This is a genomic window from Streptomyces sp. UG1 (assembly GCF_049974585.1).
Taxonomy (GTDB): domain Bacteria; phylum Actinomycetota; class Actinomycetes; order Streptomycetales; family Streptomycetaceae; genus Streptomyces.
The window spans coordinates 65,008-87,642 of the sequence record NZ_JBNGGG010000035.1; the positions used below are offsets into that span (position 1 = coordinate 65,008).

General features: G+C 70.9%; 19 protein-coding genes. 15 read left to right on the plus strand and 4 right to left on the minus strand.

Annotated features, from left to right (window positions below):
- Nucleotides 1-176: 176 nt before the first annotated feature.
- The 3 genes from serC to ACP4J3_RS34090 all read right to left on the minus strand — a co-directional run bounded on the left by serC (nucleotide 177) and on the right by ACP4J3_RS34090 (nucleotide 3,245).
- The gene (gene serC / locus ACP4J3_RS34080; protein ID WP_426540131.1) at nucleotides 177-1,295 is read right to left on the minus strand and encodes a phosphoserine transaminase; all 1,119 of its coding nucleotides are present in this window, start codon (nucleotides 1,293-1,295) and stop codon (nucleotides 177-179) included.
- A 126-nt stretch (nucleotides 1,296-1,421) separates the two neighbouring features.
- The gene (locus tag ACP4J3_RS34085; protein WP_426540133.1) at nucleotides 1,422-1,724 is read right to left on the minus strand and encodes a hypothetical protein; all 303 of its coding nucleotides are present in this window, start codon (nucleotides 1,722-1,724) and stop codon (nucleotides 1,422-1,424) included.
- Nucleotides 1,725-1,889: 165 nt separating this feature from the next.
- Nucleotides 1,890-3,245, minus strand: a complete 1,356-nt coding sequence (locus ACP4J3_RS34090; RefSeq protein ID WP_426540135.1) for a mucin-1 — start codon at nucleotides 3,243-3,245, stop codon at nucleotides 1,890-1,892.
- Between the two features lie 234 nt (nucleotides 3,246-3,479).
- Between ACP4J3_RS34090 and ACP4J3_RS34095 the strand changes: the two genes are divergently transcribed.
- The 6 genes from ACP4J3_RS34095 to ACP4J3_RS34120 all read left to right on the plus strand — a co-directional run bounded on the left by ACP4J3_RS34095 (nucleotide 3,480) and on the right by ACP4J3_RS34120 (nucleotide 11,621).
- Nucleotides 3,480-4,499: a LacI family DNA-binding transcriptional regulator gene (locus ACP4J3_RS34095; RefSeq protein WP_426540136.1), complete on the plus strand. Its 1,020-nt coding sequence runs from the start codon at nucleotides 3,480-3,482 to the stop codon at nucleotides 4,497-4,499.
- Nucleotides 4,500-4,573: 74 nt separating this feature from the next.
- Entirely contained in the window at nucleotides 4,574-5,917 is a 1,344-nt protein-coding gene (locus ACP4J3_RS34100; RefSeq protein ID WP_426540138.1) for an ABC transporter substrate-binding protein, read from the plus strand.
- A 171-nt stretch (nucleotides 5,918-6,088) separates the two neighbouring features.
- Nucleotides 6,089-7,081, plus strand: coding sequence for a carbohydrate ABC transporter permease (locus tag ACP4J3_RS34105; RefSeq protein ID WP_426540140.1), 993 nt, complete (start codon nucleotides 6,089-6,091; stop codon nucleotides 7,079-7,081).
- A 7-nt stretch (nucleotides 7,082-7,088) separates the two neighbouring features.
- On the plus strand, nucleotides 7,089-7,931 hold the full coding sequence (locus ACP4J3_RS34110; protein WP_426540142.1) for a carbohydrate ABC transporter permease: 843 nt from the start codon (nucleotides 7,089-7,091) through the stop codon (nucleotides 7,929-7,931).
- 90 nt (nucleotides 7,932-8,021) lie between these two features.
- The gene (locus tag ACP4J3_RS34115; protein WP_426540144.1) at nucleotides 8,022-10,904 is read left to right on the plus strand and encodes an FAD-binding and (Fe-S)-binding domain-containing protein; all 2,883 of its coding nucleotides are present in this window, start codon (nucleotides 8,022-8,024) and stop codon (nucleotides 10,902-10,904) included.
- Between the two features lie 123 nt (nucleotides 10,905-11,027).
- Entirely contained in the window at nucleotides 11,028-11,621 is a 594-nt protein-coding gene (locus ACP4J3_RS34120; RefSeq protein ID WP_426540146.1) for a hypothetical protein, read from the plus strand.
- Here the strand turns inward: ACP4J3_RS34120 and ACP4J3_RS34125 are convergent.
- Nucleotides 11,599-11,865 (minus strand): hypothetical protein, encoded by a 267-nt coding sequence (locus tag ACP4J3_RS34125; protein WP_426540148.1) that lies wholly within the window; start codon nucleotides 11,863-11,865, stop codon nucleotides 11,599-11,601. The two genes, ACP4J3_RS34120 and ACP4J3_RS34125, sit on opposite strands and share 23 nt — an antisense overlap.
- Before the next feature lie 342 nt (nucleotides 11,866-12,207).
- Between ACP4J3_RS34125 and ACP4J3_RS34130 the strand changes: the two genes are divergently transcribed.
- The 9 genes from ACP4J3_RS34130 to ACP4J3_RS34170 all read left to right on the plus strand — a co-directional run bounded on the left by ACP4J3_RS34130 (nucleotide 12,208) and on the right by ACP4J3_RS34170 (nucleotide 22,610).
- Complete coding sequence (locus tag ACP4J3_RS34130; protein WP_426540150.1) at nucleotides 12,208-12,468, plus strand: GntR family transcriptional regulator; 261 nt, start codon at nucleotides 12,208-12,210, stop codon at nucleotides 12,466-12,468.
- Between the two features lies 1 nt (nucleotide 12,469).
- Nucleotides 12,470-13,072: a nucleotidyltransferase family protein gene (locus tag ACP4J3_RS34135; protein WP_426540152.1), complete on the plus strand. Its 603-nt coding sequence runs from the start codon at nucleotides 12,470-12,472 to the stop codon at nucleotides 13,070-13,072.
- A 55-nt stretch (nucleotides 13,073-13,127) separates the two neighbouring features.
- Nucleotides 13,128-14,252, plus strand: coding sequence for a lipid II:glycine glycyltransferase FemX (locus ACP4J3_RS34140; protein WP_426540154.1), 1,125 nt, complete (start codon nucleotides 13,128-13,130; stop codon nucleotides 14,250-14,252).
- A gap of 134 nt (nucleotides 14,253-14,386) precedes the next feature.
- Nucleotides 14,387-15,355: an EamA family transporter gene (locus ACP4J3_RS34145; protein WP_426540156.1), complete on the plus strand. Its 969-nt coding sequence runs from the start codon at nucleotides 14,387-14,389 to the stop codon at nucleotides 15,353-15,355.
- 93 nt (nucleotides 15,356-15,448) lie between these two features.
- Nucleotides 15,449-16,243, plus strand: coding sequence for a TIGR03084 family metal-binding protein (locus ACP4J3_RS34150; RefSeq protein WP_426540158.1), 795 nt, complete (start codon nucleotides 15,449-15,451; stop codon nucleotides 16,241-16,243).
- A 59-nt stretch (nucleotides 16,244-16,302) separates the two neighbouring features.
- On the plus strand, nucleotides 16,303-17,970 hold the full coding sequence (locus ACP4J3_RS34155; RefSeq protein ID WP_426540217.1) for an acyclic terpene utilization AtuA family protein: 1,668 nt from the start codon (nucleotides 16,303-16,305) through the stop codon (nucleotides 17,968-17,970).
- A complete protein-coding gene (locus ACP4J3_RS34160; protein ID WP_426540160.1) occupies nucleotides 17,967-19,565 on the plus strand; it encodes an acyl-CoA carboxylase subunit beta in 1,599 nt (532 codons plus the stop codon). Before ACP4J3_RS34155 ends, ACP4J3_RS34160 begins: the two co-directional genes overlap by 4 nt.
- A gap of 10 nt (nucleotides 19,566-19,575) precedes the next feature.
- Nucleotides 19,576-21,420: a biotin carboxylase N-terminal domain-containing protein gene (locus ACP4J3_RS34165; protein WP_426540162.1), complete on the plus strand. Its 1,845-nt coding sequence runs from the start codon at nucleotides 19,576-19,578 to the stop codon at nucleotides 21,418-21,420.
- 56 nt (nucleotides 21,421-21,476) lie between these two features.
- Nucleotides 21,477-22,610, plus strand: a complete 1,134-nt coding sequence (locus ACP4J3_RS34170; protein ID WP_426540164.1) for an acyl-CoA dehydrogenase family protein — start codon at nucleotides 21,477-21,479, stop codon at nucleotides 22,608-22,610.
- The last annotated feature ends 25 nt before the right edge of the window (nucleotides 22,611-22,635 follow it).

Below are 22,635 nucleotides of genomic sequence, written 5' to 3' on the forward strand. Positions count from 1 at the left end.
CCTCAGCGTGAGGTTGTTGCGGTCGGCTCCATCATGCGAGTGGGGGAAGGACATGACATCCTCGGACAAACGAGGTTGTGGCCGGGACTACACGCTGTTACGCACATGCGGCACGTACTAAGGGCGCCGGGCGATGTCTCGCCGGGCGCCCTTCGTCGTCGTACCGCTCGGGATGGCTACAGCTTCTCGATCACATGGTCGACGCACTTCGTCAGCGCCTCGATGTCCGCCGGGTCGATCGCCGGGAACATCGCCACGCGGAGCTGGTTGCGGCCGAGCTTGCGGTAGGGCTCGGTGTCGACGATGCCGTTGGCACGCAGGACCTTGGCGACGGCGGCGGCGTCGACCTCGTCCGTGAAGTCGATCGTGCCGATGACCTGGGAGCGCTTGGCCGGGTCGGTGACGAACGGGTTGGCGTACTTGATGTCCTCGGCCCAGCCGTACAGCGTGCGGGCGGAGGTGGCGGTGCGGCGGACCGCCCAGTCGAGGCCGCCCTGGCCGTTGATCCACTCGAGTTGCTGGTTCAGGAGGAAGAGGGTGGCCAGCGCCGGGGTGTTGTACGTCTGGTTCTTGCGGGAGTTGTCGATCGCTGTGGGGAGCGAGAAGAACTCCGGGACGTGGCGGCCGCTCGCGTGGACGCGCTCGGCGCGCTCGATCGCGGCCGGGGAGAACACGCCGATCCACAGGCCGCCGTCGGAGGCGAAGGACTTCTGCGGGGCGAAGTAGTACACGTCCGTCTCCGACACGTCCACCGGGAGGCCGCCGGCGCCCGACGTGGCGTCGACCAGGACCAGCGCGCCCTCGTCGGCGCCTGCCACGCGCTTGATGGGCATGGCCACACCGGTCGAGGTCTCGTTGTGGGTGAAGGCGTACACGTCCACGCCCGCCTGCGCGACCGGCTCCGGGTGCGTGCCGGGGTCGGCGGAGATGACGTCCGGCTCGGCGAGCCACGGGGCGAGCTTTGCGGCCTTGGCGAACTTGGAGCTGAACTCGCCGAAGGTGAGGTGCTGCGACCTGTTCTCGATCAGTCCGTGCGTCGCGATGTCCCAGAAGGCCGTCGAGCCGCCGTTGCCGAGGATGACCTCGTAGCCGTCGGGGAGCTGGAACAGGTCGCGGATGCCCTCGCGCACCTGGCCGACCAGGTTCTTGACCGGGGCCTGGCGGTGGGACGTGCCCATGAGGGAGGTACCGGTCGCGGCCAGCGCGTCCAGCGCTTCCGTCCGCACCTTGGAGGGGCCAGCGCCGAAACGTCCGTCGGCGGGCTTGATGTCAGCGGGAATCTGGATCTCAGCCACGAAGGGGAGCGTAGCCGTTTCGGGAAACCTGGGCGAAACGTCGTCCGTCGGATGAGACGGCGTTGTCGCGTTCACCCACTGGGGGCTGCCACCCCCAGTGGGTGGGTGGGGGATCAGTCCCTGGGATCATGTGCCGCTACCGCTTACGCCGGGAGACACGAACCGCCGGTGAAGAGGGGAGATGTGGTACTCGGGCTCGCCCGGCATCCCGATGTCCTTGACCGCAGGCATGATCTGCTCGGTCAGGAAGCGGTCCCAGTCCGCCTGGCTCTCCCAGACGTCGATCACATGCATCCCGTCGTCTTCGAACCATGCCTCATGCAGAACGATGCCGGGAGGGGGCTGTTCCTCCCAGCGCACCCTCTGCCGCGCGGCGTCGTACTGCTCGGGTGTTGCCCCGGCCCATCGCATCGACATCACAACAGACATGACGATCCCGTCCTCCTCGCTGTGACCTTCCGTACGGCCACAGGTCTGTGCTGTTACAAGTGACGCTAGGCAACTGCGGTCGGAAGCGCGCGCTGTGACGGCCGGGCGGGGGACACCGGGGCTCAGCCACACGACGGTGCCGCACAGCCGGTGCCGTTCTCATCCTCATACGTCAAACGGGCCGGGCCAGACGGCCGAGGCGTCGTCGCGGTGCGGGGCGGGCAGGTGGACCGGGCGGACGGGAAGACGGCCGATGCGGCCCTCGGTGGTGACCGTCCAGGGGGCCGGGCGGCCGGAGTAGCACAGGGTGGTGAGGGCGAAGACGCCGTCGGCGTAGACCTCGACGTACTCGCCGACGGTGAGGATGCGCAAGGACGCGGCGGGTTCCGGCAGGAGGGTTTCGCCGAGGCGGTCGCCGTCGGGGCCGGTGACCCAGAGGTTCTTGCCGTCGCAGCCGACCGTGAGCGCGGGGCGGTCTGAGGCGGAGACATGTGTGCGCAGGGTGATCTCGGTGCGGCCCGAGATGTCGAGGTCGCCGACCGCGTGCAGGGGGGCGTCGGCGTCGTACGTCTCCTCGCCGAGCCAGCGGTCCAGGCCCGGCCACCACTCCAGGCGGGGTGCCGAATCCCGCGGCACGACAAGGGACTTGGGCTGCGCGAGCATGCCGCGGCAGCGGTCGCCGGTGTCGGTGAGGCCGACGCGGCGCGGGGTGGTGTGCAGCACGACGCGGGAGCCGTCGGGGGCGGGGATGACGCGGGGGGCGTAGGAACCCGTCGGGCCCAGGGGGCCGCGGCGGGTCCACGGGCCGCGCAGGCGCGGGGCGGTCCACGCCTCGAAGCCCCGCGCGGCGCCGATGGAGCCGAGCAGCAGCCAGCCGCCGTCGTCGAGGCGTTCCAGGACCGGGCACTCCAACTCATCCACGTCGCCGGGGGAGATGAGCGGCGGGTGGACGGTCCAGTGCTCCAGGTCCTCGGAGGTGGCCAGCGCGACGCAGCCGCTCACCTCGACGGGCAGCGAGACATCGCTGGCGCAGATCACCATGGCCCAGCCGTCGGACTCGTCGTCGCGCACCACGAACGGGTCCCGCCAGCCCATGCGTTCGCCCGTGCGGTACCAGCGCGCGTCCGCCTCGACGACCGGACCCGTGCCGTGGCGGCGCCAGCCGGTACCGTCGGTGTGGTCGGAGTGGGCCAGGCCGACCGACTGGAGCGGCCAGCCGTCCGGGGTCAGTCCGGAGACGCCCGTGTAGAACATCGCCAGCCCGGCGCCGTGCGGGAAGGCGTGCATCGTCCACACCGCCTGCTGGTCGAAGCGGCCGGGCAGTCCGTTGCCGAAGGCCGTGCCCTGCGGCTCCCAGCGGACCAGGTCGGTGGAGGTGGCCCGGCCGTACGACGTCTCCATGCGCAGGTGGTCGAACTCCGTCGTCCACGGGCCCTGAAGGTGCAGCACGGTGTACGTGCCGTCCGCGTCGCGCAGGAGGTCGAAGTCGTTCACGCAGAGGCCGGGCGGGGCGTATCGCATGGACAGGTCCTGTCTGCCGGCAGCGGTACTCAAACGTGTGCGCTGCGTTCTGGCTGGTGAGCGTTTCTCTGAGAGTCAGCCGAAGTAAATCTGAACGCAAACGCTTGCGCAACCGGGTGGGCGGGTTTACGGTCTCGTCACTCGCCCCTCACGCCGACGTGAAATCCGAGAACGTGAATTCCGAACCCTTCACGTGACCCTTCACTCGGCGTGCACCTGATCAAGGAGCGTCCCGTGACGGTCAGCATCACCGATGTCGCCGAGGCCACCGGGGTCTCGGCGTCCACCGTGTCCCGCGCCCTGCGCGGTCGCCCCGGAGTGTCGGAGGAGATGCGGGCACGGATCGTCGCGGCCGCCGCCGAGCTGGGCTACACCGCCTCGCGCTCGGCCTCCAGCCTGGCCAGTGGGCGCACCTACACCATCGGCGTCGTCGTCCCGTACGTCGGCCGCTGGTTCTTCGGCACCGTCCTGGACGCCGCCGAGAAGGCCTTCAGCGCCGCCGGCTACGACGTCCTGCTGTACAACCTCGGCTCACCGGAGGCACGCAAGCGCTTCTTCACCAAGCTGCCCATCCGCAAGCGGGTCGACGCCGTGCTGTCCCTGCTGATCCCGGACCCGGAGGAGACCGCCGCCCTGCTGTCCCTCGGCGTCCCGCTGGCGACCACGGTCGGCGGCGCCAGGCCCGGCTTCATGGTGGTCGGCATCGACGACCGCGGCGGGGCGCAGAGCGCCGTACGGCATCTGGTGAACCTCGGCCACCGGCGGATCGGCATGATCTCCGGGGCGAGCGAACCGCTGCACTGGACGACGCCGCTCGACCGCCGGCAGGGCTACCTGGACGTACTGGCCGACGCCGGCATCGAGCACGACCCCGACCTGGAGGCGGACGGCGGCTACACGGTCGAGGGCGGCGAGCGGGCCATGACCGAGCTGCTGGCCCTGCGCCACCCGCCGACCGCCGTGTTCGCCCAGTCCGACGAGATGGCGATGGGCGCGCTGCGCGCCCTGCGCCGGCACCGGCTGAGGGTCCCGGAGGACGTGTCCGTCGTCGGCTTCGACGATCACGAACTGTCCGAGGTGGTCGGCCTGACCACCGTGTCCCAGCCGGTCGCGGCCCAGGGCCAGGAGGCCGCCCGGCTGCTGCTGGCGCGGCTCGACGGCCCGGACGCCGGGCCGCGCCGCCCCGTCGAGATGCCCATCCGCTTCATCCTCCGGGAGACGACCGCCCCGCCGAACCCCGGCCGACAACGCTGATCCCGCACCCCATCGCACCCCCTCGCCCCTCAGATTCCTCGCACCCACCGCACACCCCGCACGGAGGCACAATCATGATCACCGGCCCCAGAAGGTACCGTCGCACGGGCCTGACAGCCCTGGCCCTCCTTCCCCTGGCCGCGCTGGCCGCCTGTGGCGGAGGAGGCGGCGGCAGCGACACCTCCGCCGAAGAGGGCAGCGGCAAGGGCACCATCAGCGTCTGGGCCCACCAGGGCCAGACGAGCGAGGCGACCGCGCTGCAGAACGCGGTGAAGTCCTTCAACTCCTCGCAGAGCGACATCAAGGCCGAGCTGAAGCTGATCCCCGACAACGACTACACCAAGACCATCACGGCCACCGACGCCTCCGAGCTGCCGGACGTGCTGGAGTTCGACGGCCCGACGATGGCGAACTTCGTCTACAACAGCAAGCTCGCCCCGCTCGACGACTACCTCTCCGCCAAGACCCTCGACAACGCCACCGACGCCATCAAGGCGCAGGGCGAGATCGACGGCAAGCACTACGGCCTGGGCATGTTCGACTCCGGTCTCGGCATGTACGCCAACAAGAAGCTGCTGGACGCGGCTGGCGTGAAGTACCCGACGAGCCTGGACGACGCCTGGACGGCCGAGGAGTTCGACAAGGCGCTCGCGGCCCTCAAGGCCAAGGACTCCGACGGCAAGGTCCTCGACATCCAGGAGGGCAACGGCCTGGCCACCGGGTGGGGCACCTACGGCTTCTCCCCGATCGTCTGGTCGGCCGGCGGCGCCCTGCTGAAGGACGGCAAGGCCGCGGGCGCCCTCGACAGCCCCGAGGTCGTCTCGGCGCTGAAGACCTTCCAGTCCTGGAAGCCGTACGTCGACCCCAACACCGACGGCAACGCCTTCGCCAAGAGCAAGGTGGCGCTGAGCTGGGTCGGCCACTGGATGTACCCGGCCTACAGCGAGGCCCTGGGTGACGACCTCGTCGTCCTGCCGCTGCCGGACTTCGGAGGCGGCACCAAGACCGGGCAGGGTTCGTGGGCCTGGGGCATCGGCGCGGGCAGCAAGAACGGCAAGGCCGCGGGCGCCTTCCTGGACTACCTCCTGAACGACACCAACGTCGGCGCGATGACGAAGGCCAACGGCGCGGTGCCCGCCACCGAGTCGGCCCTCGCCAAGAGCGAGCTGTACAAGCAGGGCGGCCCGCTCCAGCTCTTCGCCGACCAGCTCGCCAAGGCGTGCGGCGACAGCGACATCAGCAAGTCCTGCGTCGCCGTCACCCGCCCCGTGACCGCCGGATACCCCACGGTCACCGCCAAGTTCAGCGAGGCCCTGAACTCGATCTACGGCGGCGGTGACCCGAAGGAAGCCCTGGAGAAGGCCGCCCGCGCCATCGACCGGGACTTCACCGACAACGCCGGCTACGAGATCCCGTAACCCGCAGGACGCATCGGCCGGGCGGGCCGTCGGCAACGTAGCGACGTACACGTAGAGACGCATGCATAGCGACGCATGCGTAGAGACGCATGCATAGCGACGCACACGTAGCGACGTACACGTAGCCACGTCACCGACCACGCCCGCCCCCGCCGGAAAGAGGACCCTCCCGTGAAAACCGTGGAACCCGCGCCCGCCGCGGCCCCCGGCGGGGCGCAGACCGCATCGTCCGCGCCCTCCGCGAAACCCTCGCGCCCGTCGCGCGGGAACCGTGACTGGCTGCACGGGCTGCTGATGTCCGCCCCGGCCGTGGGCGGGCTGATCGCCTTCGTCGGCATCCCGTTCGGCTACGCCGTGGTGCTCTCCTTCTACAACGTCCGCCTCGGCTCGCCGCTGGAGCCCACCTTCTTCGGCGTGGAGCACTACCGGCGGCTGTTCACCGACCCCGACCTGTCCGGCCCGTTCCTGCGGGCGCTGCTGAACAACCTGACCTTCGCCGCTGTCGTCGTACCGCTCCAGACGGGTCTGGCACTGGCGCTCGCGATCCTCCTCAACCGCAAGCTGAAGGCCATCGGCCTGTTCCGGTCCTTCTTCTTCATGCCGGTCGTCTTCCCGATGGCGCTGGTCGCCGTGATCTGGCGGCTGATCCTCGCCCGCAGCGAGCAGGGCATGCTCAACTCCCTGCTGGACGCGGTGAGTTTCGGCAACTGGGGAGCCTTCGACTGGCTCGGCGACGGCCTCACCGCGATGGCCTCGATCATCGTGCTGTCGGTGTGGCAGGGCGTCGGCTTCCAGATGGTCATCCTGCTGGCCGGCCTCCAGCAGATCCCGGGCGAGCTCTACGAGGCGTCCCAGCTGGACCGGGCCTCGCGCTGGCAGCAGTTCCGGCACGTCACCCTGCCCGGCATCCGCGGCACCCTCGTGTTCGTCGCGATGCTCACCTCGGTGCTGTCCTTCCGGGTCTTCGACCAGGTGTACATCCTCATCCGCGGCGGCGGCCTGGACGAGGGCGCCACCCGCACGGTGATGTACCAGGCCGTCACCACGGCCTTCGACCAGAACAACATCGGGCAGGCCGCGGCCATCACGGTGGTGTTCTTCCTGATCGTCGTCGCCCTGACGATCGTCCAGCGCCGCGTCGTCCGGCCCGACAACGAGGACTGACCCCACCATGGCCATGACCCGTACGCCCGTACGCCGCGTCGTCGACTACACCGTCCTGAGCGTGCTGGCGTTCATCTTCGCCCTCCCCGCGCTCTACCTCTTCCTCGGCAGCCTCAAGCCGTCCGACGAGGTCCTCAACGGCCTGTCCGGCTTCCTGCCCACCCACCTCTCCTTCGACAACTACGCCGCCGTCTTCGACAGCCTCAACTCCGACAGCACCGGCTACTTCTGGCAGTTCATGGGCGTGTCGGTGCTGCTCGCGTTCGTGGTGGTCACGGGCGGGCTGATCGTCAACTCGATGGCCGCGTACGGGCTGACGCGGCTGAAGTGGCGGGGCCAGAACGCGGTGTTCACGCTGGTCCTGCTGCTGATGCTGATCCCGTTCGAGTCGGTGGCGGTGCCGCTGTTCTACATGTTCAACGGCCAGCGCAACACGATCTACATCCAGGCGCTGCCGTTCATCGCCAACGCCTTCGCCATCTACCAGTTCCACACGTTCTTCCGGAAGATCCCGCCGAGCATCGAGGAGGCGGCCCGGCTGGACGGCGCGGGTCCCTGGCGGACCTTCTTCGCGATCATCGTGCCGATGTCCAAGCCGGTGTTCGCCTCGGTCGCGATCCTCACCTTCCTCATCCAGTGGGGCTCCTTCCTGTGGCCGGTGCTGATGGTGTCCGACCCGTCGGTGCGTCCGCTCCCGCTCGAGATGAGCGTCTTCCAGGGCCAGCAGCCCCCGGACTGGGGCCAGATCCTCGCCTTCGGCGTGCTGCTGGTGCTGCCCGTGCTGATCGTCTTCGCGTTCTTCCAGCGGTGGTTCGTGGAGGGGGTGGCCAGTTCCGCCGTGAAGGGCTGAAGGCTGAGATCTGAGATCTGCTGGGACTGAGATCTGAGATCTGAGGGCGGCCGGTCCGTCACTGTCAGTGGTCGGATGCATCCTGGATGCATGACGGATCTCGAAGCGCAGTTGCGGGCCGTTGTCCGGGGTGACGTGGGGTTCGACGTCACGTCCCGGGCGCTGACGACCATGGACGCGTCCAACTACCGGCGGGTCCCGCTGGGCGTGGTCGCGCCGCGTGACGCCGATGACGTGGCGGCGGTGCTCGCGGTGTGCCGGGAGCGCGGGGTGCCGGTGGTCGCCCGCGGTGGAGGCACGTCCATCGCCGGGCAGGCCACCGGCACCGGTGTCGTCCTGGACTTCACCCGGCACATGAACCGGCTGCTGTCGCTCGACCCCGGGACCCGCACCGCCGTCGTCCAGCCCGGCCTCGTCCTGGACCGCCTCCAGGAGGCCGCCGCCCCGCACGGCCTGCGCTTCGGCCCCGACCCCTCCACCCACAGCCGCTGCACGTTCGGCGGGATGATCGGCAACAACTCCTGCGGCTCGCACTCGGTGGCGTGGGGGACGACCGCGGACAGCGTGCGCGAGCTGGACGTGCTCACCGCGCGCGGGCAGCGGCTGCGGCTCGGGCAGGGGTGGGCCGGGGCGCCGGAGGGGCTGCGGGAGGTGGCCGAGGGGGAGTTGGCCCGGCTGCGGACCGGGTTTCCCGAGCTGCCCCGCCGTATCTCGGGGTATGCGCTCGACGCGTTGCTGCCCGAGAAGGGTGCCGATGTCGCCCGGTCCTTCTGTGGCTCGGAGGGGACGCTGGGGGTGCTGACGGAGGCGGTCGTACGCCTCGTGGAGGCGCCACGCGCGCGTGCGCTCGCCGTGCTGGGGTACGGCGACGAGAGCGCGGCCGCGGAGGCGGCGGCCGGGCTGCTGCCCTATGGGCCGCTGACGGTGGAGGGCATGGCGGCCGACCTCGTGCCCTCGGCTGCCGTGCTCCCCCGGGGCGGGGCCTGGCTGTTCGCGGAGACGGGCGGCGAGTCGGAGGCGGAGGCACGCGCGCGTGCGGAGGCGATCGTGCGGGCGGCCGATGTCGTCGACGCGCTGGTGGTGACGGACCCGGGCGGGCAGCGGGCCCTGTGGCGCATCCGGGAGGACGCCAGCGGCACGGCGACCCGGATGCCGGACGGCAGCGAGGCCTGGCCGGGTTGGGAGGACTGTGCCGTGCCCCCACACCGCCTCGGCGCGTATCTGCGGGACTTCCGCGCGCTGCTGGCCGCGCACGGGCTGCGCGGGACGCCGTACGGGCACTTCGGGGACGGCTGCATCCACGTCCGTATCGACTTCGACCTGCTGACGGAGGGGGGCATCGGCAGCTTCCGGCGGTTCTCGCAGGAGCTCGCCGAGGTGGTCGTGGCGCACGGGGGCTCGCTGTCCGGGGAGCACGGGGACGGGCAGGCGCGGGCCGAACTGCTGCCGAAGATGTACGGGACGGAGATGGTCGCCCTCTTCGAGCGGGCGAAGGGGGTGTGGGACCCCGACGACCTGCTCAACCCGGGGATGCTGGTCCGCCCGGCGCCCCTGGACGCCAACCTCCGGTTCGCTGTCCTGCCCCGCGAGCCCGTGGACGTGGCCTTCGGCTACCCGGCCGACGACGGCGACTTCTCGGCGGCGGTACGGCGCTGCGTCGGGGTCGCCAAGTGCCGTACGACATCGGTGACCGGCTCGGCCGTGATGTGCCCGTCCTTCCGGGCGACCGGCGAGGAGGAGCACTCCACGCGCGGGCGTGCCCGGCTGCTGCACGAGATGCTCGCCGGGGAACTGGTGACCGACGGGTGGCGCTCGACCGAGGTGCGGGACGCGCTGGATCTGTGCCTGGCCTGCAAGGGCTGCCGGTCCGACTGTCCGGTCGAGGTCGACATGGCCACGTACAAGGCGGAGTTCCTGCACCACCACTACGAGGGACGGCGGCGCCCGGCCGCCCACCACAGCATGGGGCGGCTGCCGCGGTGGCTGCGCGCGGTGGCACGTACGCGTACGGCGCCGTTGGTCAACGCCCTCGCCGCCGTACGGCCGTTGGCGTGGGCCGCGAAACGGGTCGGTGGGATCGCTCCGGAGCGGGAGATCCCGCGGCTGGCGACACAGACCTTCAGCCGCTGGTGGGAGCGGCGGGACAAGACGGCCGCCGTGGGCGACGGCGACCTGGTCATCCTGTGGCCGGACACCTTCACCGAGCACCTCTCGCCGTCCGTGGGCCGGGCGGCCGTACGCGTGCTGGAGGCGGCCGGACTGCGGGTGGCGCTGCCGCCGACGGTGCGCCTGCGTAGGGCGCCGGGCGGTGCGGGAGTGGCGGTGGCCATGGACCCGAAGTCGCTCCTGAGCGGCCGGGAGCGCGTCTGCTGCGGACTGACGTACGTCTCCACCGGGCAGCTCGACCGCGCCCGCGCGGTGCTGCGGCGCACGCTCGACCTGATGGAACCGGTGCTGGAGACGGCCGCCCCGGTGGTCGTCCTGGAGCCGAGCTGTGCGGCGGCACTGCGCGCGGACGTCCCGGAGCTGCTGCACGACGATCCGCGGGCCCGCCGCCTGGCCGACCGCGTCCTGACCTTCGCGGAGGCGCTGGAGCGGCTGGCGCCGGACTGGACGCCGCCCCGCGTGGACCGGCCGGCGGTCGGGCAGACCCACTGCCATCAGCACGCGGTACTGGGCGACTTGCCCGACCGGCGACTGCGCGAGGCCGCCGGCCTGACCGGGGACCTGAGCGGCGGCTGCTGCGGTCTCGCGGGCAACTTCGGCTTCGAGAAGGGCCACTTCGAGGTGTCGGTGGCCTGCGCGGAGGAGCAGTTGCTGCCGGCGGTGCGGGAGGCGGGGAAGGGCGCGGTCGTGCTGGCGGACGGATTCTCGTGCCGGACGCAGGTGGAACAGCTCGCCGGGGTGCGGGGGCGGCATTTGGCGGAGGTTCTTGCGGAGGGGCTGTGTGGCGATGCGGTGGGCGAACTGTGAATCGACTCGACCTGCATTGCCTACCGATCAGTCATGTTTTAGGCATGCGATCAAAGAGCTCACGCAGAACGCAAGAACGCATAAGTGAGCAGAACGCATAAGTGAAAGGACGGACTCCGCCCAATGAAGCCCCCCACCAAGAAGCCGCTGCGCCGCGCGCTCGCGGTCGCCGCCGCCGGACTCGCCGCAGCGCTTCCCCTGTCCGGCACTGCGTCCGCGTCTCCGCAGGCCCCGCTGTTCGGGCACGCCCACCGCACCGTCACCACGGCCGACGGCGACACCTTCCGGCTGCGGCTGGCCGCCGCGCCCACCGTCCTGCCCGCCGACGGCGGCACGGCGTACGTCGGCGGCACCGGCTACAACCGGGCGCAGGGCGTCTTCCTCGCCTTCTGCGTCGTCCCCGACAGCGTCCGGGTCGGCGACCCGTCGACGTACACCGAGCGGCCCGGGCCCTGCCTCGGCGGCCGGGAGGCGCAGGACGGATCGTCGCGCCGCATCACCGACACCGGCACGGGCACGCCCGGTATCACGATCCCGTACGAGGAAGGCGGCTCCTTCCATACGTCCCTCAACCTCCGGCCCGAGATCGCGGACGGCGTCGTCTGCGACGTGACCGTCCGCTGCGCGATCATCACCCGCGCCGACTTCACAGCCACCGACCTGCGCCTGTACGACCAGTACATCCCGGTCCACTTCAGCCCCGCGCCCGCCGGCTGAGCACACAGCCGTGCGGCTCGCCCTTCGCGCGGATCGGCAATTGGCCCGTTTGGGTCGGCTTCGACGGCCGTGAACAGGCGGGACCGGGGTTGCCGGTGACCCAAAGCGGCCACTCGCTCATGACTGAGCCACCGCTCAACTTCGAAGGCCCCTTGTCGGTCGTCTTCTTGGCCATGACCGGCGAGAGTTCGACGCCGTGCGCCCGGACGCCACGCTGTGCGAGATGGGCGAGAGCGACGGTCATGTGATCAACCGTGCGCGGCAGGCGCTGCGCACGCAGTGAAGAGGGGCCGGAAGTTCGGCCCCTCTCGGTAACACGGTTTGCCCTCGGGGCCGGACCAGGGCAGCAGTCGGGGCGGATGCGTCACGCGACCTCCACCCCGTGAATCCAGTACGGCCCGGGCATGTCCAACCCGAGGGTCGCCATGGCCAGTTCCCGTCGCCGCCGGCGTTGTTCGGTGTTTGCCTCGTCCGGTGAGTAGGAGGCTCACCCGAGTGATGAGATGGCCGATAGGGACTAGGCATGCTAGGGATTCCAGGGATCCCCTGCATCGCGTAGAGCACTAGGCATGCGCATGCTGGTGCGGTGATCGAATTCGTTCCCGACATCCCGCGCTGGCGCCAGGTGGCCGAAGTGGTGCGCGGCCGAATCGCCGACGGCACCTATCCACCGCGTACTCGCGTCCCCTCCGTCGTACAGCTCACGGCGGAGTTCGGGATCGCCAATGCGACGGCCCACAAGGTGCTGCGTGCGTTGCGAGAGGAGGGGCTGACCTACACCGAGCCCGGCCTGGGCTCCTTCGTAGCCAAGCTCCCCGAGAAACCTTCCGAAGCAGGCGACGCCTAGCGTGCCCGGCCGGCTTCCGGTGGATGAGCAACTCGACACTCTGCGCGCGATGCTGTCGCGCAACGACGTCCTGATGGAGGTACTGACCCGGACCGCGACGCTGGAGCTTCCCGGCTGGTACGTGACAGCCGGGTGTCTCTTCCAGACCGTCTGGAACATGGTCACCGACCGTCCGCCGACCCACGGCATCAGGGACTACGACGTCTTCTACTTCGACGGCGCCGATCTGTCGTGGGAGGCGGAGGACGAGGTGATCCAAGCCGGGCGGGAGGTCTTCGCCGGCTTGCCCGCGGAGGTCGAGATCCGCAACGAGGCCCGCGTTCACCTCTGGTACGAGGACAAGTTCGGGGTCCCCTGCCCGCCGTACGCATCCACCGAGGCGGCGATCGACAGCTTCGCGGCGACGACGTGCTGTCTCGGCGTACGCCTGGAGGCGGAGGGACGGTGGCGGGTGTACGCGCCGCACGGTCTGGCGGACGTGTTCAACCTCGTCGTCCGCCCGAACCCGGTGCTCGCCCCGCGGTCGGTCTACGACGAGAAGGCGGCGCGGTGGCTGGAGCACTGGCCCGAGCTGACGGTACTGGACTGGCCGCGGCCGAGATGAGGGGTGGCAGATCGCCTCGTAGGGTGGCAGACGAGCTACCCGAGGAGCCCTGACCATGCCCCTGCACCTGCAGCCCATCTCCCGCGACCAGCACCTGGCCTTCGTGGCGGACCGGGCTTCCGCCAGCCATATGCAGATGCCGTCGTGGGGCAAGGTGAAGGAGGACTGGCGGGCGCAGAGCCTGGGCTGGTTCGACGAGGGCGGGCGGCTGGTGGGGGCGGGGCTCGTGCTCTACCGACCGCTGCCGAAGCTGAAGCGGTACCTGGCCTATCTGCCCGAGGGCCCGATGATCGACTGGCACGCGTCCGATCTCGTCGCGCGCTGGCTGGAGCCGATGCTCGCGCACCTGAAGGGCGAGGGCGCCTTCTCCGTGAAGATGGGCCCGCCCGTCGTCGTGCGGCGCTGGAGCCCGGAGGCGGTGAAGGCGGCCATCGCCGACCCGGCCGCCCGGCGGCTGCGCGACGCGGAGCCGACCTCGTGCGAACAGTCCGCCCTCGACATCGCCGACCGGCTGCGGAGCTCCGGCTGGCGGCAGACCGAGCCGGGCGGCGAGGAGGGCTTCGCGGCCGGGCAGCCGCGGTACGTCTGCCAGGTGCCGTTCGCCGGGCGGACGCCGGACGACATCCACCGCGGCCTCAACCAGCAGTGGCGGCGCAATATCAAGAAGGCCGACAAGGCGGGCGTCAAGGTCGTGCAGGGCGGTTACGACGACCTGCCCGTCTTCTACGACCTCTACGCCGAGACCGCCGAGCGCGACCGTTTCATCCCGCGCCCGCTGCCCTACTTCCAGCGCATGTGGACCGCGCTCACCGCCGAGCACCCCGACCGCATGCGGCTTTACCTCGCCCACCACGACGGCGACACCCTCGCCGCCGCCACGATGCTCACCGTCGGCGACCACGTCTGGTACTCCTACGGCGCCTCCACCAGCCGCAAGCGCGAGGTCCAGCCCAACAACGCCATGCAGTGGCGCATGATGTGCGACGCCCATGAACTCGGCGCCGCCGTCTACGACTTCCGCGGCATCACGGACACCCTGGAGGAGTCCAACCATCTGCTGGGCCTGCTCCGGTTCAAGGTGGGCGCCGGCGGCGAGGCGGTCGAGTACCTGGGGGAGTGGGACTTCCCGCTGAACCGGCTGCTGCACAAGGCGCTGGACCTGTACATGGCACGGCGGTAGACACAGTCCCTCAGTCCACCCGTCCACACTCTGGGACAGTGGCATAACGGGTTCACACACCTGACGTAGTCCATTAATGTGGACTCGGAAGTACAGCACGCTGAACGAACCCGTCCCGAGCCCCTGGAACGCCCGTGAGCACCCCTGACGCCGCCACCACCACACCGAGCGCACCGACCCGTGCCCGGGCCGTCCCCGAGTCGACGGTCGGTGTCCCGCGCCGCTGGGGCTCGATCGGTCCCGTGGGCCTGGTGCTCGCCGGGGGGATCTCGGTGCAGTTCGGCGGCGCCCTCGCGGTGAGCCTGATGCCGCGGGCCGGCGCGCTCGGGGTGGTGGCGCTGCGGCTGCTGGTGGCGGCGGTCGTGCTGCTGGTGGTCTGCCGGCCCCGGCTGCGCGGGCACTCCCGTACCGACTGGGGCACGGTGGTCGTCTTCGGCGTCACCATGGCCGCGATGAACGGCCTCTTCTATCAGTCCGTCGCCCGCATCCCGCTGGGCCCCGCGGTCACCCTGGAGGTCCTCGGCCCGCTCGCCCTGTCCGTCCTGTCGTCCCGCCGCGCGGTCAACTTCGTCTGGGCCGGACTCGCCCTCGCCGGAGTCTTCCTCCTCAGCGGGGGAGGCTTCGACAGCCTCGACCCCCTGGGTGTCGCCTTTGCCCTGGGTGCCGGCGCCATGTGGGCGGCCTACATAATCTTCAGCGCCCGCACGGGCCGACGCTTCCCCCAGGCCGACGGGCTCGCCCTCGCGATGGCGGTGGGGGCCGTACTGTTCCTGCCCCTGGGGATCGCCGAATCGGGCACGAAGCTCACCGACCCGGTGACCATCGCCCTGGGCGCGGCCGTGGCGATCCTCTCCTCGGTCCTCCCCTACACCCTCGAACTCCTCGCCCTGCGCCGCCTGCCCGCGCCGACGTTCGCCATCCTGATGAGCCTGGAGCCGGCCATCGCCGCCACCGCCGGCTTCCTCATCCTCGACCAGGCCCTCTCCGCCGTACAGGCCCTGGCCATCGCGCTCGTCATCGCCGCGAGCATGGGTGCAGTGCGGACGCAGGTGGGGCGGGGGCGGGCGAAGGCGGCCGCGCAGCATCCTCACCATGACGATTAATGCAAGCACGCTTGCTTGTTTTCACCCGCGCTGCCATGCTCCTCACCACGCCGCACCACCCCGCACACCGCCGTGCCCCGAGGGGAGCGCACCGTGTCCGATCCGACGCCCGTGCTCGACGATCTGCGCGAGGAGAGCGAGGAACTCGACCGGCTCGTGGCCGAGCTGAGCCCCGAGCAGTGGGCGCTCGCCACCCCGGCCCCCGGCTGGAGCGTCGCCCATCAGATCGCGCACCTCGCCTGGACGGACCACTCGGCGCTGCTGGCGGTGACCGACGTGGACGCGTTCCACGCGCTGGTGGAGAAGGCGCTGGTGGCGCCGGGATCCTTCATCGACCAGGGGGCGGAGAAGGGGGCCGAGCTGGCGCCCGCCCCTTTGCTGGCGGAGTGGCGCAAGGGCAGGGCGGCCCTCGACACGGCGTTGCGCGAGGCGCCGCGCCGCGCCAGGTTCCCGTGGTACGGCCCACCCATGTCCGCCGCCTCCATGGCCACGGCCCGACTCATGGAGACCTGGGCCCACGGCCTGGACATCGCCGACGCACTCGGTGTGGTGCGCACACCCACCGACCGGCTCAGGCATGTGGTGTGGATCGGGGTACGGACGCGCGACTTCGCCTTCGGTGTGCACGGACTCCCGGCGCCCTTGGACGACTTCCGCATCGAACTCGTGGCGCCCTCCGGTGAGATGTGGGTGTACGGCCCCGAAGACGCCCCGCAGCGCGTCACCGGCCCGGCGCTCGACTTCTGTCTCCTGGTCACCCAGCGCGCCCACCGCGCCGACCTGGCCTTGCGCGCCGAAGGCCCCGACGCCGACCGCTGGTTCGACATCGCCCAGGTCTTCGCCGGACCACCCGGTGAGGGCCGGGCGCCGAAGGGGGCCGCCCGGTGACCGGGCGTCCGCTGCGGATCGGCAACGCCTCCGGCTTCTACGGCGACCGCTTCGACGCCATGCGCGAGATGCTCACCGGCGGCGACCTGGACGTCCTCACCGGCGACTACCTCGCCGAGCTGACCATGCTGATCCTCGGCCGCGACCGGCTGAAGGACCCCGGCGCCGGATACGCCCGCACCTTCCTGCGGCAACTGGAGGAGTGCCTCGGGCTCGCGCACGAGCGGGGCGTGCGGATCGTCGCCAACGCGGGCGGCCTCAATCCGGCGGGACTCGCCGACGCCGTACGGAAGCTGGCCGATCGCCTCGGCGTCCCCGTGCGCGTCGCACACGTCGAGGGCGACGACCTCAAGACCCGGTATCCGGACAGCCTCGCCGCCCACGCCTACCTCGGCGGGTTCGGTATCGCCGCGTGTCTGCGCGAGGGCGCCGACCTCGTCGTCACCGGGCGGGTGACGGACGCCGCCCTGGTCACCGGGCCCGCCGCCGCCCACTTCGGGTGGGGGCCCAGGGAGTACGACCGGCTCGCGGGCGCCGTCGTCGCCGGGCATGTGCTGGAGTGCGGGGCGCAGGCGACCGGTGGCAACTACGCGTTCTTCGCGGAGGGCGACGTCCGCCGCCCCGGCTTCCCGCTCGCCGAGCTCCACGAGGACGGCACCTGCGTCATCACCAAGCACCCCGGCACCGGCGGCTTCGTCGACGTCGGCACCGTCACGTCCCAACTGCTGTACGAGACGGCCGGCGCCCGGTACGCGGGCCCCGACGTCACCGCCCGCCTGGACACCGTACGGCTCACCCAGGACGGCCCCGACCGCGTCCGCGTCGAGGGCGTACGGGGTCAGGCCCCGCCCCCGACCCTCAAGGTCGGCGTCAACCGCCTCGGCGGCTTCCGCGGCGAGGTCGCCTTCGTGCTCACCGGCCTCGACATCGAGGCCAAGGCGGCTCTGGTGCGCGAGCAGATGACGGACGCGCTCGCCAAGACGCCGCCCGCCGAGACCCGTTGGGAGCTGGTGCGCACCGACCGGCCCGACGCGCCGACGGAGGAGACGGCGAGCGCGCTGCTGCGGCTCGTCGTGCGCGACCGGGACCAGGAGACCGTCGGGCGGGCGCTGAGCGGGGCCGCCGTGGAGCTGGCGCTCGCCAGTTACCCCGGCTTCCATGTGCTGGCGCCACCGGGAAAGGGCTCGCCCTATGGGGTCTTCGAGGATGTGTACGTCCCCCATGGTGCCGTCGACCATATGGCCGTCCTCCATGACGGACGCCGGGTTCCTGTGCCACCGGCCCACGACACCGCCGTACCGGACGACGACCTACCCGAGCCACTCGGCCCACTCGGCCCACTCAGCTCACTCGACCCATCCGAGCCACTCCTGCCCCCGCCCCTGCCACCCGGCCCCACCCGGCACGCCCCCCTCGGCCTCGTCGCAGGCGCCCGCAGCGGCGACAAGGGCGGAAACGCCAACGTCGGCGTCTGGGTGCGCACGGACGACGCCTGGCGCTGGCTCGCGCACGAGCTCACCGCCGACCGGTTCCGGCAACTGATCCCCGAGAGCGGCCGGCTGAAGGTCGCCCGGCATGTCCTGCCCAACCTCCGTGCCCTCAACTTCGTCGTCGAGGGCATCCTCGGCGAGGGCGTCGCCGCCCAGCACCGCTTCGACCCGCAGGCCAAGGCCCTCGGCGAATGGCTGCGCAGCCGCCACCTCGACATCCCGGAGACCCTGCTGTGACCGTCCTCGCCTCGACCCTGGACCCGAAGAGCCCCGAATACGCGGCCAACCGCGAGGCCATGCTCGGCAAGCTCGCCGACCTCGACGCCGAGCACGCCAAGGCGCTCGCCGGCGGCGGCCCCAAGTACGTCGAACGGCACCGCGGGCGCGGCAAGCTCCTCGCCCGCGAACGCATCGAACTGCTCCTCGACCCGGACACGCCGTTCCTGGAGCTGTCCCCGCTGGCCGCCTGGGGCAGCGACCACACCGTTGGCGCGTCCCTGGTCACCGGCATCGGCGTCGTCGAGGGCGTGGAGTGCCTGATCACCGCCAACGACCCGACCGTGCGCGGGGGAGCGAGCAATCCCTGGTCGCTGAAGAAGGCCCTGCGCGCGAACGACATCGCCCTCGCCAACCGGCTGCCCTGCATCAGCCTCGTCGAGTCGGGCGGCGCCGACCTGCCCTCCCAGAAGGAGATCTTCATCCCCGGCGGCGCCATCTTCCGGGACCTGACACGGCTGTCGGCGGCCGGCATCCCCACCGTCGCGGTCGTCTTCGGCAACTCGACGGCGGGCGGCGCCTACGTCCCCGGCATGTCCGACCACGTGATCATGGTCAAGGAGCGCGCCAAGGTGTTCCTCGGCGGCCCGCCCCTGGTGAAGATGGCCACCGGCGAGGAGAGCGACGACGAGTCGCTGGGCGGCGCCGAGATGCACGCGCGCGTGTCGGGTCTCGCCGACTACTTCGCCGTGGACGAACCGGACGCCCTGCGCCAGGCACGGCGTGTCGTCGCCCGCCTCAACCACCGCAAGGCGTACGCCGATCCGGGCCCGGCGACGCCGCCCAAGTACGACGCGGACGAACTCCTCGGCATCGTCCCCGGCGATCTGCGCACCCCCTTCGACCCGCGCGAGGTCATCGCCCGGATCGTGGACGCATCCGACTTCGACGAGTTCAAGCCGATGTACGGCACGAGCCTGGCGACGGGCTGGGCGGCCCTGCACGGCTATCCGGTCGGCGTGCTGGCGAACGCCCAAGGCGTCCTGTTCAGCGAGGAGTCCCAGAAGGCCGCCCAGTTCATCCAGCTCGCCAACCAGCGCGACATCCCCCTCCTCTTCCTGCACAACACCACCGGCTACATGGTCGGCAGCCAGTACGAGCAGGGCGGCATCATCAAGCACGGCGCGATGATGATCAACGCCGTCAGCAACAGCCGCGTGCCCCACCTCTCCGTCCTCATGGGCGCGTCCTACGGCGCCGGCCACTACGGCATGTGCGGCCGCGCCTACGACCCCCGCTTCCTGTTCGCCTGGCCCAGCGCCAAGTCCGCCGTCATGGGCCCCCAGCAGCTCGCCGGCGTGCTCTCGATCGTCGCCCGGCAGTCGGCCGCCGCGAAGGGCCGGCCCTACGACGAGGAGGGCGACGCGGCGCTGCGCGCCATGGTGGAGCAGCAGATCGAGTCGGAGTCGCTGCCCATGTTCCTGTCCGGGCGGCTGTACGACGACGGCGTCATAGATCCACGCGACACCCGCACCGTCCTCGGCATGTGTCTGTCCGCCATCCACACCGCGCCGTACGAGGGCGCGCGCGGTGGCTTCGGCGTCTTCCGGATGTGAGGGAACACCGGTGATCACTACTGTGCTCGTGGCCAACCGAGGCGAGATCGCCTGCCGGGTCTTCCGCACCTGCCGTGAGTGGGGAATCCGGACCGTCGCCGTGCATTCGGACGCCGACGACAACGCCCTGCACACACGCGTGGCCGACACGGCGGTACGGCTGCCGGGAGCGGCGCCTTCGGAGACGTATCTGCGCGGCGACCTGATCGTGAAGGCGGCGCTCGCGGCCGGCGCGGACGCGGTGCACCCCGGCTACGGCTTCCTCTCCGAGAACCCCGACTTCGCACGCGCCGTCCTCGACGCGGGCCTGCTGTGGATCGGCCCGCCCCCGGAGGCGATCGAGGCGATGGCCTCCAAGACACGCGCGAAGGAACTGATGGGCTTGGCGCCCCTCGGCGAGATCACCGAAGCGGACCTGCCGGTGCTGGTGAAGGCGGCCGCGGGCGGCGGCGGACGCGGCATGCGCGTCGTCCGGCGACTGACCGACCTGGACGCCGAACTCGAGGCCGCGCGCACCGAGGCCCACAGCGCCTTCGGCGACGGCGAAGTCTTCGTCGAGCCCTACATCGAGAACGGCCGCCACGTCGAGGTACAGATCCTCGCCGACACCCACGGCACGGTATGGACGCTCGGCACCCGCGACTGCTCCCTCCAACGACGCCACCAGAAGGTGATCGAGGAGGCCCCGGCACCGAACCTGACCCCCGAACTGACGGACTCCCTCTACGAGATGGCCGTACGCGCCGCCCGCGCCGTCGGCTACGTCGGCGCCGGCACCGTCGAGTTCCTCGTCGCCGGTGACAAGGCGCACTTCCTGGAGATGAACACCCGCCTCCAGGTCGAGCACCCCGTGACGGAAGCCGTCTTCGACCTCGACCTGGTCGCGGAACAACTCCGTGTCGCCGAAGGCCACGCCCTGCCCGACGAACCGCCACGCGCGCGTGGCCACGCCGTCGAGGCCCGCCTCTACGCCGAGGACCCCGCCCAGGGCTGGGCCCCGCAGACCGGCACCCTGCACCGCCTCGCCGTACCCGACAGCGTCCGCCTGGACACCGGCTTCACTGACGGCGACACCATCGGCGTCCACTACGACCCGATGCTCGCCAAACTCGTCGCGTACGCCCCCACCCGCACGGCGGCCATCCGCAAGCTCGCGGACGCCCTGGAACGCGCCACGATCCACGGCCCCCGCACCAACCGCGACCTCCTCGTCCGCTCCCTGCGCCACGAGGAGTTCACGACGGCCGCGATGGACACCGGCTTCTACACCCGCCACCTCACCACCCTGACCACCCCGACCCCCGACCCCCACGCCCCCCTGGCCGCAGCCCTCGCCGACACCCACGGCCGCTCCCGCTTCGGCGGCTGGCGCAACGTTCCATCACAGCCGCAGGCCAAGCGGTACGCGATGGAGGGCGAGGAGATCGAGGTCCGCTACCGGCACACGCGGGCGGGCCTGGAGGCGGACGGGGTGCGCGTCGTACACGCCGACGCGCGTCTCGTCGTACTCGAAGTGGACGGCGTACGACGGAACTTCGAGGTGGCGAGGTACGGCGACGAGATCCACGTGAACGCCACGCGCCTCACCGCGCTACCCCGCTTCCCCGACCCGACGACCCAGCACGCACCGGGTTCACTGCTCGCACCGATGCCCGGGACGGTCGTACGCGTCGCCGAGGGACTGACCGTAGGAGCGCCTGTACGGGCCGGAGAGCCGCTGCTGTGGCTGGAGGCGATGAAGATGGAGCACAAGGTCACAGCGCCGAGCACAGGCACGCTGACGGCCCTGCACGCCGCCACAGGACAACAGGTGACGGTCGGCGCCCTGTTGGCGGTAGTGCAGCCAACCTCATAGGGGCGCGGGGAACTGCGCGACCAGCCACAACGAACCCGCACCCGGAAGGAGCCCCCATGCCCCCCACTCTCGAATCCGAAGAACACAAGGCCCTACGGTCCGCAGTATCCGCCCTCGGCAAACGCCACGGACGCGACTACGACCGCCAACAACTCTGGTCAGACGCAGCCAAGCTCGGCTACCTCGGCGTCAACCTGCCGGAGGCACACGGCGGTGGAGGCGGCGGAATCGCCGAACTCTCCATCGTCCTGGAAGAACTCGGCGCCGCAGGCTGCCCCCTGCTGATGATGGTCGTCTCACCCGCCATCTGCGGCACCGTGATCGCCCGCTTCGGCACCGAAGAACAACAGCGCGAATGGCTCCCCGGCCTCGCCGACGGCACCCGCACCATGGCCTTCGGCATCACCGAACCCGACGCCGGCTCCAACTCCCACCGCATCACGACCACCGCCCGCCGCGACGGAGCCGACTGGCTGCTCACCGGCCGCAAGGTCTTCATCTCCGGCGTGGACATAGCCGACGCCACCCTCATCGTCGGCCGCACCGAAGACGCCCGCACCGGCAACCTCAAACCCTGCCTGTTCATCGTCCCGCGCGACGCAGAAGGCTTCACACGCCGCCGGATCGACATGGAGCTCGCCGCCGCCGAGAAGCAGTTCGAGCTGACCCTCGACGACGTACGCCTCCCCGCCGACGCGCTCGTCGGCGACGAGGACGCGGGGCTGCTCCAGCTCTTCGCCGGCCTCAACCCCGAGCGGATCATGACGGCCGCCTTCGCGATCGGCATGGGCCGGTACGCCCTCGCGCGCGCCGTCGAGTACGCGCGCGACCGCACCGTGTGGAAGGCCCCCATCGGCGCCCACCAGGCCATCGCACACCCCCTCGCCCAGGCGCACATCGACCTCGAACTGGCCCGCCTGATGATGCAGAAGGCGGCCTACCTGTACGACGCCGGAGACGACACAGCCGCAGGTGAGGCGGCCAACATGGCGAAATACGCGGCAGGAGAGGCCTGTGTCAGAGCCGTCGACCAGGCCGTGCACACCCTCGGCGGCAACGGCCTCACGCGCGAATTCGGGCTCGCCTCGTTGATAACCGCCGCGCGCGTGGCTCGTATTGCTCCGGTGAGCCGGGAGATGATTCTCAACTACGTCTCCCACCAGACCCTGGGCCTGCCCAAGTCGTACTGACCGGCACCGCGCTGTGCCCGTCGCG